At 49.7% G+C, this 16,841-nt stretch carries 17 protein-coding genes and 1 pseudogene; 11 read left to right on the forward strand and 7 right to left on the reverse strand.

Annotated elements, in window-relative coordinates:
* Nucleotides 1-53 precede the first annotated feature (53 nt).
* Nucleotides 54-2,216, forward strand: a complete 2,163-nt coding sequence (uvrD, locus tag A9180_RS21750) for a DNA helicase II (protein ID WP_000383446.1) — start codon at nt 54-56, stop codon at nt 2,214-2,216.
* Between the two features lie 142 nt (nt 2,217-2,358).
* On the opposite strand, the gene A9180_RS21755 is transcribed toward uvrD, so the two are convergent.
* Nucleotides 2,359-3,123, reverse strand: a complete 765-nt coding sequence (locus tag A9180_RS21755) for a phosphodiester glycosidase family protein (RefSeq protein WP_064530551.1) — start codon at nt 3,121-3,123, stop codon at nt 2,359-2,361.
* 161 nt (nt 3,124-3,284) lie between these two features.
* On the opposite strand from A9180_RS21755, the gene ysgD reads away from it, so the two are divergent.
* Both ysgD and corA read left to right on the forward strand, forming a co-directional pair.
* Nucleotides 3,285-3,341, forward strand: a complete 57-nt coding sequence (gene ysgD, locus A9180_RS24665) for a YsgD/CorL family protein (RefSeq protein WP_212723238.1) — start codon at nt 3,285-3,287, stop codon at nt 3,339-3,341.
* A gap of 151 nt (nt 3,342-3,492) precedes the next feature.
* Entirely contained in the window at nt 3,493-4,443 is a 951-nt protein-coding gene (gene corA / locus A9180_RS21765; protein WP_000947146.1) for a magnesium/cobalt transporter CorA, read from the forward strand.
* 35 nt (nt 4,444-4,478) lie between these two features.
* Here the strand turns inward: corA and A9180_RS21770 are convergent, their stop codons facing one another.
* Nucleotides 4,479-4,976, reverse strand: coding sequence for a DUF943 family protein (locus tag A9180_RS21770; protein WP_064530553.1), 498 nt, complete (start codon nt 4,974-4,976; stop codon nt 4,479-4,481).
* Entirely contained in the window at nt 4,973-5,821 is an 849-nt protein-coding gene (locus A9180_RS21775) for a YPO3983 family protein (protein ID WP_064530554.1), read from the reverse strand. The genes A9180_RS21770 and A9180_RS21775 overlap by 4 nt, the downstream gene beginning before the upstream one ends.
* Nucleotides 5,822-6,003: 182 nt before the next feature.
* Between A9180_RS21775 and A9180_RS21780 the strand changes: the two are divergent.
* A pseudogene (locus tag A9180_RS21780) lies at nt 6,004-6,153 on the forward strand (CorA family divalent cation transporter); the annotation flags it as partial.
* A 624-nt stretch (nt 6,154-6,777) separates the two neighbouring features.
* On the forward strand, nt 6,778-7,077 hold the full coding sequence (locus A9180_RS21785) for a hypothetical protein (RefSeq protein WP_000427365.1): 300 nt from the start codon (nt 6,778-6,780) through the stop codon (nt 7,075-7,077).
* Nucleotides 7,078-7,123: 46 nt separating this feature from the next.
* Here A9180_RS21785 and rarD read toward each other — a convergent pair whose 3' ends face one another.
* Together rarD and yigI are read right to left on the reverse strand one after the other, a co-directional pair.
* Entirely contained in the window at nt 7,124-8,011 is an 888-nt protein-coding gene (gene rarD, locus A9180_RS21790; RefSeq protein WP_064530556.1) for an EamA family transporter RarD, read from the reverse strand.
* Between the two features lie 216 nt (nt 8,012-8,227).
* Nucleotides 8,228-8,695 carry an acyl-CoA thioesterase YigI gene (yigI, locus tag A9180_RS21795; RefSeq protein ID WP_001277141.1) on the reverse strand — a complete coding sequence of 156 codons (468 nt, stop codon included), beginning with the start codon at nt 8,693-8,695 and terminating at the stop codon, nt 8,228-8,230.
* A 165-nt stretch (nt 8,696-8,860) separates the two neighbouring features.
* Between yigI and pldA the strand changes: the two genes are divergently transcribed.
* The 3 genes from pldA to rhtC all read left to right on the forward strand — a co-directional run bounded on the left by pldA (nt 8,861) and on the right by rhtC (nt 12,375).
* Nucleotides 8,861-9,730 (forward strand): phospholipase A, encoded by an 870-nt coding sequence (pldA, locus tag A9180_RS21800; protein WP_064530557.1) that lies wholly within the window; start codon nt 8,861-8,863, stop codon nt 9,728-9,730.
* Between the two features lie 131 nt (nt 9,731-9,861).
* Nucleotides 9,862-11,691 (forward strand): ATP-dependent DNA helicase RecQ, encoded by a 1,830-nt coding sequence (gene recQ / locus A9180_RS21805; protein WP_064530604.1) that lies wholly within the window; start codon nt 9,862-9,864, stop codon nt 11,689-11,691.
* Between the two features lie 63 nt (nt 11,692-11,754).
* On the forward strand, nt 11,755-12,375 hold the full coding sequence (gene rhtC, locus A9180_RS21810; RefSeq protein ID WP_064530558.1) for a threonine export protein RhtC: 621 nt from the start codon (nt 11,755-11,757) through the stop codon (nt 12,373-12,375).
* Nucleotides 12,376-12,436: 61 nt separating this feature from the next.
* On the opposite strand, the gene rhtB is transcribed toward rhtC, so the two are convergent.
* Entirely contained in the window at nt 12,437-13,057 is a 621-nt protein-coding gene (gene rhtB, locus A9180_RS21815; protein ID WP_064530559.1) for a homoserine/homoserine lactone efflux protein, read from the reverse strand.
* Nucleotides 13,058-13,167: 110 nt separating this feature from the next.
* Between rhtB and pldB the strand changes: the two genes are divergently transcribed.
* The 3 genes from pldB to bioP all read left to right on the forward strand — a co-directional run bounded on the left by pldB (nt 13,168) and on the right by bioP (nt 15,973).
* A complete protein-coding gene (gene pldB, locus A9180_RS21820; RefSeq protein WP_064530560.1) occupies nt 13,168-14,190 on the forward strand; it encodes a lysophospholipase L2 in 1,023 nt (340 codons plus the stop codon).
* 7 nt (nt 14,191-14,197) lie between these two features.
* A complete protein-coding gene (gene yigL / locus A9180_RS21825) occupies nt 14,198-14,998 on the forward strand; it encodes a sugar/pyridoxal phosphate phosphatase YigL (protein ID WP_064530561.1) in 801 nt (266 codons plus the stop codon).
* Between the two features lie 75 nt (nt 14,999-15,073).
* The gene (gene bioP, locus A9180_RS21830) at nt 15,074-15,973 is read left to right on the forward strand and encodes a biotin transporter (RefSeq protein ID WP_064530563.1); all 900 of its coding nucleotides are present in this window, start codon (nt 15,074-15,076) and stop codon (nt 15,971-15,973) included.
* Here the strand turns inward: bioP and metR are convergent.
* Nucleotides 15,861-16,814 (reverse strand): HTH-type transcriptional regulator MetR, encoded by a 954-nt coding sequence (metR, locus tag A9180_RS21835; protein ID WP_000573618.1) that lies wholly within the window; start codon nt 16,812-16,814, stop codon nt 15,861-15,863. The genes bioP and metR overlap by 113 nt on opposite strands.
* Nucleotides 16,815-16,841 lie beyond the last annotated feature (27 nt).

Raw genomic sequence — 16,841 nt, forward strand, 5'->3', positions numbered from 1 at the left:
TGGTGGAGGGCGTTGCGCTTCTCCGCCCAACCTATTTTTACGCGGCGGTGCCAATGGACGTTTCTTACCTGCTCGAAAGCCTTAATGACAAACAGCGCGAAGCGGTGGCCGCGCCACGCAGCAACCTCCTGGTGCTGGCGGGTGCGGGCAGTGGTAAGACGCGCGTTCTGGTGCATCGTATCGCCTGGCTGATGAGCGTGGAAAACTGCTCGCCATACTCGATTATGGCGGTGACGTTTACCAACAAAGCGGCGGCGGAGATGCGTCATCGTATCGGGCAACTGATGGGCACCAGCCAGGGCGGCATGTGGGTCGGTACTTTCCACGGGCTGGCGCATCGCCTGCTGCGTGCGCACCATATGGACGCCAACCTGCCGCAGGATTTCCAAATTCTTGATAGTGAAGACCAACTGCGCCTGCTTAAACGTCTGATCAAGGCGATGAACCTCGACGAGAAGCAGTGGCCGCCGCGCCAGGCAATGTGGTACATCAACAGCCAGAAAGATGAAGGCCTGCGTCCGCATCATATTCAGAGTTACGGTAACCCGGTGGAGCAGACCTGGCAGAAGGTTTATCAGGCGTATCAGGAAGCGTGCGACCGCGCGGGTCTGGTGGACTTCGCGGAGCTGCTGCTGCGCGCCCACGAACTGTGGCTTAACAAGCCGCATATTCTGCAACACTACCGCGAGCGTTTTACCAACATCCTGGTGGACGAATTCCAGGATACCAACAACATTCAGTACGCGTGGATCCGTCTGCTGGCAGGTGACACTGGCAAAGTGATGATCGTTGGCGATGACGACCAGTCAATCTACGGCTGGCGCGGGGCGCAGGTAGAGAATATTCAGCGTTTCCTCAATGATTTCCCCGGTGCCGAAACTATCCGTCTGGAGCAAAACTACCGCTCTACCAGCAACATTCTGAGCGCCGCGAACGCCCTGATTGAAAACAATAACGGACGTCTGGGTAAAAAACTGTGGACCGATGGCGCGGACGGTGAGCCGATTTCGCTTTATTGCGCCTTCAACGAACTTGATGAAGCGCGTTTCGTGGTTAACCGCATCAAAACCTGGCAGGACAACGGCGGGGCGCTCGCTGAGTGCGCCATTCTCTATCGCAGCAACGCCCAGTCGCGCGTGCTGGAAGAGGCGCTCCTCCAGGCGAGTATGCCGTACCGTATTTATGGCGGTATGCGCTTCTTCGAGCGTCAGGAAATTAAAGATGCGCTCTCTTATCTGCGCCTGATTGCCAACCGCAACGATGACGCGGCGTTTGAGCGCGTGGTCAATACGCCAACCCGCGGTATTGGTGACCGGACACTGGACGTGGTGCGTCAGACGTCGCGCGATCGCCAGTTAACACTGTGGCAGGCGTGCCGTGAACTGTTGCAGGAAAAAGCGCTCGCCGGACGTGCTGCCAGCGCCTTGCAGCGATTTATGGAATTAATTGACGCCTTAGCGCAAGAAACTGCCGATATGCCGCTGCATGTACAGACTGACCGGGTAATTAAAGACTCCGGCCTGCGCACTATGTACGAGCAGGAGAAGGGCGAAAAAGGCCAGACGCGTATCGAAAACTTAGAGGAACTGGTGACGGCAACGCGCCAGTTCAGCTACAACGAAGAAGACGAAGATTTAATGCCGCTGCAGGCGTTCCTCTCCCACGCGGCGCTGGAAGCGGGCGAAGGGCAGGCGGATACCTGGCAGGACGCGGTGCAGTTGATGACCCTACACTCGGCGAAAGGTCTGGAATTCCCGCAGGTGTTTATCGTCGGTATGGAAGAGGGTATGTTCCCAAGCCAGATGTCGCTGGATGAAGGTGGACGTCTGGAAGAAGAACGCCGTCTGGCCTATGTTGGCGTAACCCGCGCGATGCAGAAACTGACGCTGACCTACGCGGAAACCCGCCGTCTGTATGGCAAAGAGGTTTACCATCGCCCGTCGCGCTTTATTGGCGAGCTGCCGGAAGAGTGTGTGGAAGAAGTGCGTCTGCGCGCTACGGTAAGCCGCCCGGTCAGCCATCAGCGTATGGGTACGCCGATGGTTGAGAACGACAGCGGTTACAAACTCGGCCAGCGCGTGCGCCACGCCAAGTTTGGCGAAGGGACTATCGTCAATATGGAAGGCAGCGGTGAACATAGCCGCTTGCAGGTGGCGTTCCAGGGCCAGGGAATCAAATGGCTGGTGGCGGCTTACGCCCGACTGGAGACGGTGTAACGTTGTCGGATGCGGTGCTGCGTACCTTATACGGCCTACAAAATCATGCAGATTCAATAAATTGCAGCGTCATGTAGGCCGGATAAGGCGTTTACGCCGCATCCGGCATCTGCACCATATTCAGTGACACAAAACGGTTGTTTTAACCTTTCTGCTCGACGGAAATCATGGTGACAAAAGGATATCGTTGCCAGGGAATCGCTCCGCCTTTCACATACATATGCGAAATCGTGCCATCAAGGTAAAGCAGCTGCTCGACGTCCAGTTTTGCTTTGGCATAGCAGGCGAAATCATAAAAGTTTGTCGCTTGCTGGCTAAGTAAAAACACGGCGTTCCCTTGTTTATTAATCCCTACTCCATTACGAATTTTGCGCGAGGCGACGTTGGGAAGAATACGCGGATTAATGACGCCGTTTTCCAACAATAATGGCCCTGACTGCACCGCATACTGAATTTTTTCGCTGGTTTTAAATGTTTGCAGCGGAACGATAGCGACTTTATCTTCCGCGACATAAAACACGCCGCCAGGACGGATAAAGAAGTTCCCTTCACCCGAAGCGAGATTTAACGCCACTTTCTGCTGACCGTTTTCGATGTACAAACCGAGCGGCGCATAGTTTTCATCGTAGATGCCGCCGTTCATCACCATCTGAACCTGATCCTGACTATTAATATCAGCCAGCAGCGAATGTAACGTTCCCCATGCTTCGCCATTGGCTTTTTGCCAGTACATTTTCACCCGCTCTGTTTGAGGGTTAACGGTATACGTTTGCACGGTCAGCGTCGGATCAGAGAGCGCGCAGTCATCAGCAGCAACAGCAAACCAGGGGAACAATGTGAGGGCGAGAAAAATCCGTTTGAGATTCAAGGTGATCATTCCTTTACCAATGAGTAGCCGATGCGCCATTATAGGTCCTGGATGTGGGATTTTTTTATCCTGTTAACGACCTTGACGAGTACCAAAAAGCGCGAAGTTCAACTATTGTTCTGTGGTGTTCCGTTGCGTGTTGACGGCAAAATTTTGCTGGCGTAACATGCGCGCACGATCACTCTAAGAGGACATTCGCCTTGGACACACCCAGTAGATACTGGCTCATTATCCTGTCATCCAGGATCAACTCCTAAGGCTATCCCCTTTTGCTGATAGCCTTAGCGGTTGTCAGCGACCTCAATTTTTCCCGTCGCGCTGAGTCAGGCTGTTTAATGGTCTGAAACCCAATTTGTTTCTGTGTGCCCACCGAACTGTCCGATATTTTAAGCATTGGGAGTCCCGGTCATGCTGAGCGCATTTCAACTGGAAAATAACCGACTGACCCGGCTGGAAGTCGAAGAGTCACAACCCCTCGTAGATGCAGTATGGATTGATCTTGTCGAACCGGATGACGACGAGCGACTGCGCGTACAATCTGAACTTGGCCAGAGCCTGGCAACTCGCCCGGAACTGGAAGACATCGAAGCATCGGCGCGTTTCTTTGAAGACGATGACGGCCTGCATATTCACTCCTTCTTCTTCTTTGAAGATGCGGAAGATCATGCTGGCAACTCCACTGTGGCATTTACCATCCGTGATGGTCGTCTGTTTACTCTGCGTGAGCGCGAGCTGCCTGCATTCCGTTTGTATCGTATGCGCGCCCGTAGCCAGTCGATGGTAGACGGCAACGCTTACGAGTTACTGTTGGATCTGTTCGAAACCAAAATCGAACAGCTGGCGGATGAAATTGAAAACATCTACAGCGATCTGGAGCAACTGAGCCGGGTGATTATGGAAGGGCGTCAGGGCGATGAGTACGACGAGGCGCTCTCCACGCTGGCGGAACTGGAAGATATCGGCTGGAAAGTTCGCCTGTGTCTGATGGATACCCAGCGCGCGCTTAACTTCCTGGTACGTAAGGCACGCTTACCGGGCGGGCAACTGGAGCAGGCGCGTGAAATCCTGCGAGATATCGAATCCCTGCTGCCGCATAACGAATCCCTGTTCCAGAAGGTAAACTTCCTGATGCAGGCGGCGATGGGCTTTATCAACATCGAGCAGAACCGCATCATCAAAATCTTCTCGGTGGTATCCGTCGTGTTCCTGCCGCCAACACTGGTCGCTTCCAGCTACGGGATGAACTTTGAGTTTATGCCAGAACTGAAATGGAGTTTCGGCTACCCAGGCGCGATTATCTTTATGATCCTCGCGGGTCTGGCACCGTATCTGTACTTTAAGCGGAAGAACTGGTTGTAATATTAGTGCCGGATAAGGATATTTCTTTATCCGGCTTATTCGTAAAAATTGCTTTTCTCAAGGTCATGCGGGTTGAACACTCGCTCTATTTTATTCTCCTGTGTTAGTTGATACTCATTGGTATCATCAATAACGAAATGAGTATTACGATCAGGATATTCATTAACAACCATTAAATAGTGTTTCACGATACAATTATCGTCGTTGTCAATCGTCGGAAAACAGTAAAGATCTTCATACGGCCCATCGGTATATTTTTTAGGATTAGTGAAGCCATTACCGATATCAATTAAATAGTAGGTATGCCAGGCGCCTTCTGGTAAGGGATTTTTACTTTTAATTTCATTCTGATGTGTCAGATACCAGTCTATTTTATCCCTATCAGTCAAGGGCAGATGATTAACTACCAGAAAGACCGAACTACCAGCATCTGAGTATGTATACAGAACCTGCACAGGGAGCAGTGTCCATAAATTATAAATACAGCATAGAAGAAGTGAACATAATGTTATTTTCTGGAGTTTGCTTTTCATAGATAATCTTCGATTCTTTCGATTGTGTTAAAATTGGTGAAGAAAGGTTTGAAAGCAAAGTCTTTATGCCGTTGTAAAAAGAACCATATGCGAAAAAATCTATACTTGCTATAAGTCTTGTTTTTGATATCAGTTACATCCAGACCAAAGTGGTCCTGTGCTACGAAATGAATTGTTGCACTCCATCCTATAGCGTATTTTTGAAAACGTAAAAGCGATATTTTTTGAGCTGATATATCATGAACACTGATTCCCAAGCCATTAAAACGGTCATTAAAGTCATTAAATTTATTTAGTCTTGATGAAAGTAACTTGGTTTTAATGCTTTGTAAGAGAGGAGGTTGGTATCCTGTCATAGGTGTTGAATTAATGCCATTTTCGATACATTCTCTAATTATTCGTATTGGGCTATTATAATCATATTTATCTATCTTTTCATGAAAAGAGAAATTTAATTTTTGACTATGAAAATTGCTGCCATTTCCATATCTAAAATGTTCAATCAGATCTTCGATAAGCGTTTTATATTGTCCAAAAAAGGAAAACATTCTTGCTAGATCTTTCATTTCTGCAAATAAAATATCAATACATTCACTTTGTGATATTTTTGTTCCGGAACCTGGAGCTCTAAAAGCACCATCAATAGAACCCGGTCCAGGAAAATGGTATTTAATGAGTCGGTAAGGATCAACTTTTTCTGAGATATCGCTTAGGCCGAGTGAGAGAAAATCTTGTTCTGCCATATCACCATATTGCATATCATCAGCAGAAGAATCATCGAATAAAGCAATAGTTTCGAAAAGTGTACAGGGAGTATTAATTGATGGTAGTAATGTATTGTTCATTTGCATTTATCTTAATTATAATTAAACTCAATATCAATTCGAGAGCAAATGCTAGGGTAAAAAAATACTTAAAAAATAAGTACACTTCACATTTTTCTATTACATGTCGTATTTATCCATTGTTAACGAGTAGTTCTGCGCATTGTCGATAACACAAGTTGCGTTTACCGGGTAGGGAACATCCGCCAACACTGGTCGCTTCCAGCTACGGGATGAACTTTGAGTTTATGCCAGAACTGAAATGGAGTTTCGGCTACCCAGGCGCGATTATCTTTATGATCCTCGCGGGTCTGGCACCGTATCTGTACTTTAAGCGGAAGAACTGGTTGTAACTTTACGATGTCGCTGTGAGTAAGTTAGTGTGCTGACAGCGACACTTTAGCCGAGGGAATCGCAGATAACATAATTGTAGTGAATAATATCCATGCCACGTTGAGTTGGACGCTTAATGAATCGCAACTCACCCCTTCTATTACAGCATGAATAATAGAAAACAGTGTCAAACCCAATGAAATCAATACGAAATAGATTGCCTTACACCCAGTGTCTCTTATTCTTTTAGCCCCAATATTAATGTTTATATATGTGTTGGTGATGACCAACACAAAACTCAGCATCAGGTTGATATCATTCAGCGTTATTAATGTTATACAGGATATTAAGGTATAAATAATAAATTTCAGGCGTGATAAACGTTCATCCCGTGATGGGTATAATATAGTTTCAACAAATGATTTAATCATTGTTATATTTTTCGTTTATATAGGTAATTGTTTTAGTATATATTCATTTTTTTGAAAAGTAACTTTCTATAATGTTCATCAGTTCTTATGTTGATAACGCTACAGTACTGGTTTAGGATGCGTGAGTTTCATTCAGAGCATGATATAGATTTAATTAAATATCATTAAATGCTATTTTTTCTGTTAATAATATTTTTGGTGAATGGATTCCATATGGAAAATGGTAACTTTTGGCAGTTGTTCTTGGGTAAAGAACCTTACAGCAAAAAATCTGATTTTGTTAAGGCGTGGTTATTGTGGTGGGTTATTGCCATCTTCGTTCTATTTATTTTAAGCCTAACTACGACATTAAATTTAAGAAGTATAGGCGTAGGGTTAAGTTTTGGGTTTTGTCAAATACTTGGTAGATATACAATGTCTCTAGGATGGAGTAAGTACTGGGGCGTTTTGGGTATATTTCCTGTAACAAATATTGTTCTTTTTCTTATCTTAATTTTTTTCAAAAAAAGATAGATAAGTCATCGGGTAGGCTTTTTAAATGGCCTACCCACTTTAATGCTTAACTTTTTCTACGCTGCGTATAAATCGCATCCATCACAAAAATTGCCAGCGCCACCCAAATAAAGGCGAAAGTCACCATCTTATCGGCACCCGGTTTTTCACCATAAAACGTCACGGCCAGCAGGAACATCAGCGTCGGGCCAATGTACTGGAAAAAGCCTAACGTAGAGAGGCGCAAGCGCGTGGCAGCGGCGGTAAAACACAACAACGGTACGGTAGTGACAATACCGGCGGCGATCAGCAGCAAATTCAGTGATATTGGATTTTGCCCCATATGGCTGGTTGGGCTGTCGGCAATAGCAAACAGGTAGATCGCTGCCACGGGCAATAGCCACATGGTTTCAATTAACATGCCAGTTTGTGCTTCTACCGCAATCTTCTTGCGCACCAGACCGTAGAAGGCAAAACTAAATGCCAGCCCCAGCGCGATAATAGGTAGCGAACCAAAAGTCCAGAGCTGGACCAGTACGCCACAAATTGCCAGAATCACAGCCAGCCATTGCATCCGGCGGAATCGCTCGCCGAGGAAAATCATCCCCAGCACTATATTCACCAGTGGATTAATAAAGTATCCAAGACTGGCTTCCAGCATATGGTGATTGTTCACTGCCCAGATAAATAGTAGCCAGTTACCGCCAATCAGCACGGCTGAGACTGCCAGCATAAAGATTTTCTGCGGCGTCTGAATCAGCGTTTTTAAATAGGACCACTGGCGGCAGATGCTCATCAGCACCACCATAAAGAAAAACGACCAGATCACGCGATGCGTCAGGATCTCATCAGCAGGTACGTAATAAATCAGCTTGAAGTACGCAGGCGCAATACCCCAAATAAAATAAGCGGCAAGGGCGAGTAATACGCCCTGCCGCGTTTGTTTTGCATCCATTGGAAAACTCATTTTTTGTTGTTAATAGCAGTTTACCTGCTCAGTTTGCTGACAAAGTGCGCTTTGTTCATGTCGGATGCGTCGTTAACGCCTTATCCAGCCTACAAAAGCATGCAAATTCAATATATTGCATTTTTCTGGCAGGCCTGATAAGCGTAGCGCATCAGGCAATTTGCGTTTGTTATCAGTTTCAGCAGTTTACCTGTTTTTATATTTTCAACCTACCATATAGGTGGCGGTAGCACTGGCAATATAAAGCTGTTCTTCATTGTGCAGTTCGACACGGGCGACGGCGACTTTATTACCCGCACGTAACAGGCTACTGGTGGCTGTAAAACGCTCACCCCTGCCTGGACGCAGATAATCGACGCGAAGATCAATGGTCCCCATCCTTGATAGCCGCTGGCGCAGTTCATCTTCATTAATGGTTTCGTGACGCGTTAAAGTGCTGCCTACACATACCAGACCCGCGGCGACATCCAGCGCCGACGCAATGACCCCTCCGTGTAAAATGCTTTGCGCCCAGTTACCGACCATCATCGGCTGATTTTTAAAGGCCAGCTGCGCAAATTCTTTTTCGTAACGCTCCAGTTCCATCCCCAATGCCCGGTTAAACGGCATGTGATAAACAAACATTTCACCCACTAATTTCAGGGCTTGTTCAGCGGTCAGTACGGCAGACATATCATCCTTACACTTCAATGGTTAATGAAATGTTGATTTTATGCTTCTTTGTTGTTGGTTTCTACTTTAGGAAGGGATAACTAACGGCAATTGAGTTAAGTATGTAAAATAGCCCGCAGAAAAAATATTCATCTAATCAATAATTCGTTACGGAGAACACGATCGATGCGGACTCTACTGGGCTGCTTGTTGCCGGTGTGTATGCTGCCGATAGTGGCAAATGCGCAAGAAGCAACGGTGAAAGATGTGCATGATGCGCCTGCAGTACGTGGCAGCATCATCGCCAATATGTTGCAGGAGCATGACAATCCTTTCACCCTTTATCCTTATGACACCAACTACATCATCTATACCCAAACCAGCGATCTGAATAAAGAAGCGATTGCCAGTTACGACTGGGCAGAAAACGCGCGTAAGGATGAAGTAAAGTTCCAGTTGAGCCTGGCGTTTCCGCTGTGGCGGGGGATTTTGGGACCAAACTCTGTACTGGGCGCTTCCTACACCCAGAAATCCTGGTGGCAGCTTTCTAATAGTGATGAGTCATCACCGTTTCGTGAAACCAACTACGAACCGCAATTGTTCCTCGGTTTTGCCACAGATTACAGCTTTGCTGGCTGGACGCTGCGCGATGTGGAAATGGGCTACAACCACGACTCAAACGGGCGTTCTGACCCGACCTCCCGTAGCTGGAACCGTATCTACACCCGCCTGATGGCAGAAAACGGCAATTGGCTGGTGGAAGTGAAACCGTGGTATGTGGTGGGTAATACGGACGATAACCCGGACATCACCAAATATATGGGGTACTACCAGCTTAAAATCGGCTATCACCTTGGCGATGCGGTACTGAGCGCGAAAGGGCAGTACAACTGGAACACGGGCTACGGCGGCGCGGAGTTAGGCTTAAGTTACCCGATCACCAAACATGTACGTCTTTATACTCAGGTCTACAGCGGTTACGGCGAATCGCTCATCGATTATAACTTTAACCAGACCCGCGTCGGCGTGGGGGTGATGCTAAACGACCTGTTCTAATGCGAGTTGATTGAAAGGTAAAACTGGAATCCAGCATCCAGGATTTCCCTGTCAGAGACTAAAAGCATTGCAGTTTATCGCGCAGGCGCTGAAAATAGCGCCTGTTTTTATTTCAGGCAATCGGGGTGAATGTGGCGCAGGCGGAAGTGTTGAATCTGGAGTTCGGAGCTAAACAGGTTTTACAAGAAACCTTTGGCTACCAACAGTTTCGCCCAGGCCAGGAAGAAATTATCGATACCGTACTTTCTGGTCGCGATTGCCTGGTCGTCATGCCCACTGGCGGCGGAAAATCCCTTTGCTATCAAATCCCTGCCTTATTGCTAAACGGCCTTACCGTGGTTGTTTCACCGCTGATTTCATTGATGAAAGACCAGGTGGATCAACTACAGGCTAACGGCGTGGCGGCGGCGTGTCTGAACTCGACGCAAAACCGCGAGCAACAGCTTGAAGTGATGACAGGCTGCCGTACAGGGCAAATTCGGCTGCTGTATATCGCGCCGGAACGCCTGATGTTAGATAACTTCCTTGAGCATCTGGCGCACTGGAACCCTGTCTTATTAGCCGTTGATGAAGCGCATTGTATTTCCCAATGGGGCCACGATTTCCGCCCGGAATATGCTGCACTCGGTCAGTTGCGCCAGCGTTTCCCGATGCTGCCATTTATGGCGCTAACCGCTACCGCCGACGACACCACGCGCCAGGATATTGTGCGCCTGCTGGGGCTGAACGATCCGCTAATTCAAATCAGCAGTTTTGACCGTCCGAATATTCGTTACATGCTGATGGAGAAGTTCAAACCGCTCGATCAGTTGATGCGTTACGTACAGGAACAGCGGGGAAAGTCCGGCATTATCTACTGCAACAGTCGGGCGAAAGTAGAAGACACCGCCGCGCGTCTGCAAAGTAAGGGGATTAGCGCAGCGGCGTATCATGCCGGCCTGGAAAACGATGTTCGCGCCGATGTGCAGGAAAAATTTCAGCGCGATGACCTGCAAATCGTGGTGGCGACGGTGGCGTTCGGCATGGGTATCAACAAACCGAACGTCCGCTTCGTGGTGCACTTTGATATCCCGCGCAATATCGAATCCTATTATCAGGAAACCGGTCGCGCCGGGCGTGATGGCCTGCCTGCGGAAGCGATGCTGTTTTACGATCCGGCTGATATGGCGTGGCTGCGTCGCTGTCTGGAAGAGAAACCGCAAGGGCAGTTGCAGGATATCGAGCGCCATAAACTTAACGCGATGGGGGCGTTTGCCGAAGCGCAAACTTGCCGCCGTCTGGTGTTGCTGAACTATTTTGGCGAAGGTCGTCAGGAACCATGTGGTAACTGCGATATCTGCCTTGATCCACCAAAACAGTACGATGGTTCAACCGATGCGCAGATTGCGCTTTCCACCATTGGGCGCGTAAACCAGCGGTTTGGTATGGGCTATGTGGTGGAAGTGATTCGCGGCGCCAATAACCAGCGTATCCGCGAATATGGCCATGACAAACTGAAAGTCTACGGCATGGGCCGTGATAAAAGTCATGAGCACTGGGTGAGCGTGATCCGCCAGCTGATCCACCTTGGCCTGGTGACGCAAAACATCGCCCAGCATTCGGCATTACAACTGACAGAAGCCGCGCGCCCGGTGTTGCGTGGCGAATCCTCTTTGCAACTTGCCGTGCCGCGTATCGTGGCGCTCAAACCGAAAGCGATGCAGAAATCCTTCGGCGGCAACTATGATCGCAAACTGTTCGCCAAATTACGCAAACTGCGTAAATCTATTGCTGATGAAAGCAATGTGCCGCCGTACGTGGTGTTTAACGACGCAACTTTGATTGAGATGGCTGAACAAATGCCAATCACCGCCAGCGAAATGTTGAGTGTCAACGGCGTTGGGATGCGCAAGCTGGAACGCTTTGGTAAACCGTTTATGACGCTTATCCGCGCGCATGTTGACGGCGACGACGAAGAGTAGTCAGCGGCATAAAAAAGTGCCAGGATGAAGATTCCGTAAACGTTTTCCCCGCGAGTCAATTGTATGTTGATGTTATTCCTCACCGTTGCCATGGTGCACATCGTGGCGCTTATGAGCCCCGGTCCCGATTTCTTTTTTGTCTCTCAAACTGCCGTTAGCCGTTCGCGTAAAGAAGCGATGATGGGCGTGCTGGGCATTACCTGTGGCGTAATGGTCTGGGCAGGGATCGCGCTGCTTGGCCTGCATTTGATTATCGAAAAAATGGCCTGGTTGCATACGCTCATTATGGTTGGTGGTGGCCTGTATCTCTGCTGGATGGGCTACCAGATGCTGCGTGGCGCACTGAAAAAAGAAGTCGTTTCTGCACCTGCGCCACAGGTTGAGCTGGCGAAAAGCGGGCGCAGTTTCCTGAAAGGCTTACTGACCAATCTCGCGAATCCGAAAGCGATTATCTACTTTGGTTCGGTGTTCTCACTGTTTGTCGGCGATAATGTTGGCGCCACCGCGCGCTGGGGTATTTTCGCTCTAATTATTGTCGAAACGCTGGCGTGGTTTACCGTTGTTGCTAGCCTGTTTGCCCTGCCGAAAATGCGCCAGGGTTATCAGCGTCTGGCGAAGTGGATTGATGGTTTTGCCGGAGCGTTATTTGCCGGATTTGGCATTCATTTGATTATTTCGCGTTGATGCCAGACGCATCATCAGAGTAGGTCGGATAAGGCGTTTACGCCGCATCCGACATTATTTTTCAGGCATGTCTCGCCGATGCCAACAGCGCCCCTACCAGCATAAACAGCGAGCCGAAAATCTTATTCAATGCCTTCATTTGTTTCGGCCCTTTAATCCAGAGTGCGATCCGTTGGGCGAGCGTGGCGTAACCGATCATCACAATAATATCGACTACAATGGTGGTGACGCCGAGCACGATATACTGCATAACTTGCGGCTGCTGTGGCATGATGAATTGCGGAAATAGCGCTGCCAGAAAAACAATACTTTTGGGATTGGTGAGATTCACAAATACGGCTCGTTGGTACAGATGACGCCGTGATTGGGTCGGAGTCAGCGATTTGAGGTCAATTGCACCAGCGGCGCGCCACTGCTGGACTCCCAGCCAAATCAGGTAAGCTGCTCCCGCCCACTTCAACACTTCAAAAGCAATAACCGAGCGGGAAAATAGCGTCCCCAATCCCACGCCAACCAGCACAATATGAATCGCCAGCCCAGTTTGTAAACCAGCAATAGACGCCACTGCACCACGATAGCCGTGGTTGAGGGAAGTGGTCATGGTGTTGATTGCGCCAGAGCCTGGCGACAGGCTTAAAATGATCGATGTCAGCAAGTAAGCAAACCACCATTCTAAAGTCATGATGAACTCCCGGTGTGTCTATTTTTGTGCCACAATACGCTACTGTCGCAGCGTTGTGGCAGGCACGCTTAAAAAAACGATTTTACGTGGTTTAAGAGGCAGATTACCCGATGTTTCAGCAGCAAAAAGACTGGGAAACAAGAGAAAAAGCGTTTGCTGCTTTTACCATGGGACCGCTGACTGACTTCTGGCGTCAGCGTGATGAAGCAGAGTTTACTGGTGTGGATGACATTCCGGTGCGCTTTGTCCGTTTTCGCGCGCAGCACCATGACCGGGTGGTTGTCATCTGCCCGGGGCGTATTGAGAGCTACGTAAAATATGCGGAGCTGGCCTACGACCTGTTTCACCTGGGATTTGACGTATTAATCATCGACCATCGCGGGCAAGGGCGTTCTGGTCGTCTGTTAGCCGATCCGCATCTCGGGCATGTTAATCGCTTTGATGATTATGTTGATGATCTGGCGGCATTCTGGCAACAAGAGGTCCAGCCAGGTCCGTGGCGTAAACGCTATATACTGGCCCACTCGATGGGCGGCGCAATCTCCACACTGTTTCTGCAACGCCACCCTGGCGTGTGCGATGCCATTGCACTGACCGCGCCAATGTTCGGCATTGTGATTCGCATGCCGTCATTTATGGCGCGGCAGATCCTAAACTGGGCCGAAGCGCACCCACGTTTTCGCGATGGCTATGCAATAGGCACCGGGCGCTGGCGCGCCTTGCCGTTTGCCATCAACGTGCTTACTCACAGCAGACAGCGATATCAGCGCAATCTACGCTTCTATGCTGATGACCCAACGATTCGCGTCGGTGGGCCGACCTACCATTGGGTACGCGAAAGTATTCTGGCCGGAGAACAGGTGTTAGCCGGAGTAGGTGATGACGCCACGCCAACGCTGCTTTTGCAGGCTGAAGAAGAGCGCGTGGTGGATAACCGCATGCATGACCGTTTTTGTGAACTTCGCGCCACCGCGGGCCATCCTGTAGAAGGAGGCCGACCGTTGGTAATTAAAGGTGCGTACCACGAGATCCTTTTTGAAAAGGACGCAATGCGCTCAGTCGCGCTCCACGCCATCGTTGAATTTTTCAACAGGCATAACTCACCCAGCGGAAACCGCTCTACAGAGGTTTAAATTTCTTATGTACCAGGTTGTTGCGTCTGATTTAGATGGCACGTTACTTTCTCCCGACCATACGTTATCCCCTTACGCCAAAGAAACGCTGAAGCTACTTACCGCGCGCGGCATCAACTTTGTGTTTGCGACCGGTCGCCACCACGTCGATGTGGGGCAAATTCGCGATAATCTGGAGATTAAGTCTTACATGATCACCTCCAACGGCGCGCGCGTTCACGATCTGGATGGCAATCTGATTTTTGCTCATAACCTGGATCGCGACATTGCCAGCGACCTGTTTGGTGTGGTCAACGACAACCCGGAGATCATTACTAACGTTTATCGCGACGACGAATGGTTTATGAATCGCCACCGCCCGGAGGAGATGCGCTTTTTCAAAGAAGCGGTGTTCAATTACGCGCTGTATGAGCCGGGATTGCTGGAACCAGAAGGCGTCAGCAAAGTGTTCTTCACCAGTGATTCCCATGAAAAACTGCTGCCGCTGGAGCAGGCGATTAACGCTCGCTGGGGCGATCGCGTCAACGTCAGTTTCTCAACCTTAACCTGCCTGGAAGTGATGGCTGGCGGCGTTTCAAAAGGCCATGCCCTGGAAGCGGTAGCGAAGAAACTGGGCTACAGCCTGCAAGATTGCATTGCCTTTGGTGATGGAATGAACGACGCCGAAATGCTGTCGATGGCGGGTAAAGGCTGCATCATGGGCAGTGCGCATCAACGACTGAAAGATCTGCATCCGGAACTGGAAGTGATTGGTACCAACGCCGAAGACGCGGTGCCGCATTATCTGCGTAAGCTCTATTTATCGTAACAGTTCTTTATTTGGTCAGTTGTCAACCTGATACTTCGCTACAATGGATACTCGTTAATCAAAGAGTTTTCCATTGTGGCGCTACTTATCATCACCACTATCCTGTGGGCCTTCTCCTTTAGTTTTTATGGCGAGTACCTTGCGGGCCACGTCGACAGCTATTTTGCGGTGCTGGTGCGCGTTGGGCTGGCGGCGCTCGTTTTCCTGCCGTTTCTGCGCACCCGTGGTAATAGCCTGAAAACGGTCGGCCTGTATATGCTGGTGGGCGCGATGCAGCTTGGCGTGATGTATATGCTGAGTTTCCGTGCTTATCTCTACCTGACGGTTTCCGAGCTGCTATTGTTTACCGTGCTGACACCGCTCTACATCACGCTGATTTATGACATTATGAGCAAGCGCCGTCTGCGCTGGGGCTATGCCTTTAGCGCCTTGCTGGCGGTGATTGGCGCCGGAATTATTCGTTACGATCAAGTCACCAACCATTTCTGGACTGGCCTGCTGCTGGTGCAACTCTCCAATATCACTTTTGCCATCGGCATGGTGGGTTACAAACGCCTGATGGAAACTCGCCTGATGCCGCAGCACAACGCCTTTGCGTGGTTCTATCTCGGCGCGTTCCTGGTGGCGGTGATTGCATGGTCATTGCTGGGTAATGCGCAGAAAATGCCGCAAACCACGCTGCAATGGGGCATTCTGGTGTTTCTTGGCGTGGTGGCTTCCGGTATTGGCTACTTTATGTGGAACTACGGCGCGACTCAGGTTGACGCCGGAACGCTGGGCATTATGAATAATATGCATGTTCCGGCAGGGCTGCTGGTTAACCTGGCTATCTGGCACCAACAGCCGCACTGGCCAACGTTTATTACAGGCGCGCTGGTGATCCTGGCCTCACTGTGGGTGCATCGTAAGTGGGTCGCTCCGCGCTCTTCACAAACGGCAGATGATCGCAGGCGTGATTGCGTGCCGAGCGAATAAACGCTTCCGTAATCGGCTGACGCTGCTCGCCATCGCGCACTGCGGCATACAGTCGGCTCCACAAGCCTTCACCCAGGGTTTTGGTTACTACCAGACCCTGGCGCTCAAAACTCTCCACCACCCAATGCGGCAGGGCGGCAATGCCCATCCGCGCGGCAACCATCTGAATCAACAATAAGGTGTTATCGACGCTTTTCAGCGACGGGCTAACGCCTGCGGGCTGCAGAAAATGGCGCCAGACGTCGAGTCGGCTGCGCTGCACCGGATAAATCAGCAGCGTCTCGCTGGCGAGATCTTCCGGTGTAATACGCGTTTTTGCCGCCAGTGGATGGTCAGGAGCTAATACCAGACGCACTTCATAATCGAACATCGGCGAATAATGCAGGCCACTGCGCGGCAGAATATCGGAGGTCATCACCAGATCCAGTTCGCCCTGTTGCAATGCGGGCTGCGGGTCAAACGTTACGCCCGATTTAAAATCCATCTCAACCTGCGGCCAGTTCTTATGGAAATTTTCTAACGCAGGCGTCAGCCACTGAATACAGCTATGACACTCGATGGCAATGCGCAGGCGCGTCTGCTGCGGTTCATTGCAGGCTTGCAGTGCCTGACTGATTTGCGGCAGTACCTGGTTTGCCAGTTGCAACAGGATTTCCCCCTGCGGTGTAAAGCGTAGCGGCTGGCTTTTACGCACAAATAGCCGGAAACCAAGGCGTTGTTCCAGATCGCTAAACTGGTGAGACAGGGCGGATTGCGTCTGATGCAACGTCGCCGCAGCGGCTGCGAGCGAGCCGCAGTTCCGCAACGCTTGTAGCGTTTTCAGGTGTTTTACTTCGATCATGAAAGTCCTTCACTTCGGCATGAATAA

This window comes from Escherichia sp. B1147 (assembly GCF_001660175.1).
In the GTDB taxonomy this organism is placed as follows: domain Bacteria; phylum Pseudomonadota; class Gammaproteobacteria; order Enterobacterales; family Enterobacteriaceae; genus Escherichia; species Escherichia whittamii.

Bases quoted from the DNA above. Each gene is read 5' to 3' on its own strand.
- uvrD (WP_000383446.1), top strand. From the start codon at position 54: ATGGACGTTTCTTACCTGCTCGAAAGCCTTAATGACAAACAGCGCGAA.
- A9180_RS21755 (WP_064530551.1), bottom strand. From the start codon at position 3,123: ATGGCGCATCGGCTACTCATTGGTAAAGGAATGATCACCTTGAATCTC.
- corA (WP_000947146.1), top strand. From the start codon at position 3,493: ATGCTGAGCGCATTTCAACTGGAAAATAACCGACTGACCCGGCTGGAA.
- A9180_RS21770 (WP_064530553.1), bottom strand. From the start codon at position 4,976: ATGAAAAGCAAACTCCAGAAAATAACATTATGTTCACTTCTTCTATGC.
- A9180_RS21775 (WP_064530554.1), bottom strand. From the start codon at position 5,821: ATGAACAATACATTACTACCATCAATTAATACTCCCTGTACACTTTTC.
- A9180_RS21785 (WP_000427365.1), top strand. From the start codon at position 6,778: ATGGAAAATGGTAACTTTTGGCAGTTGTTCTTGGGTAAAGAACCTTAC.
- rarD (WP_064530556.1), bottom strand. From the start codon at position 8,011: ATGGATGCAAAACAAACGCGGCAGGGCGTATTACTCGCCCTTGCCGCT.
- yigI (WP_001277141.1), bottom strand. From the start codon at position 8,695: ATGTCTGCCGTACTGACCGCTGAACAAGCCCTGAAATTAGTGGGTGAA.
- pldA (WP_064530557.1), top strand. From the start codon at position 8,861: ATGCGGACTCTACTGGGCTGCTTGTTGCCGGTGTGTATGCTGCCGATA.
- rhtC (WP_064530558.1), top strand. From the start codon at position 11,755: ATGTTGATGTTATTCCTCACCGTTGCCATGGTGCACATCGTGGCGCTT.
- rhtB (WP_064530559.1), bottom strand. From the start codon at position 13,057: ATGACTTTAGAATGGTGGTTTGCTTACTTGCTGACATCGATCATTTTA.
- pldB (WP_064530560.1), top strand. From the start codon at position 13,168: ATGTTTCAGCAGCAAAAAGACTGGGAAACAAGAGAAAAAGCGTTTGCT.
- yigL (WP_064530561.1), top strand. From the start codon at position 14,198: ATGTACCAGGTTGTTGCGTCTGATTTAGATGGCACGTTACTTTCTCCC.
- metR (WP_000573618.1), bottom strand. From the start codon at position 16,814: ATGATCGAAGTAAAACACCTGAAAACGCTACAAGCGTTGCGGAACTGC.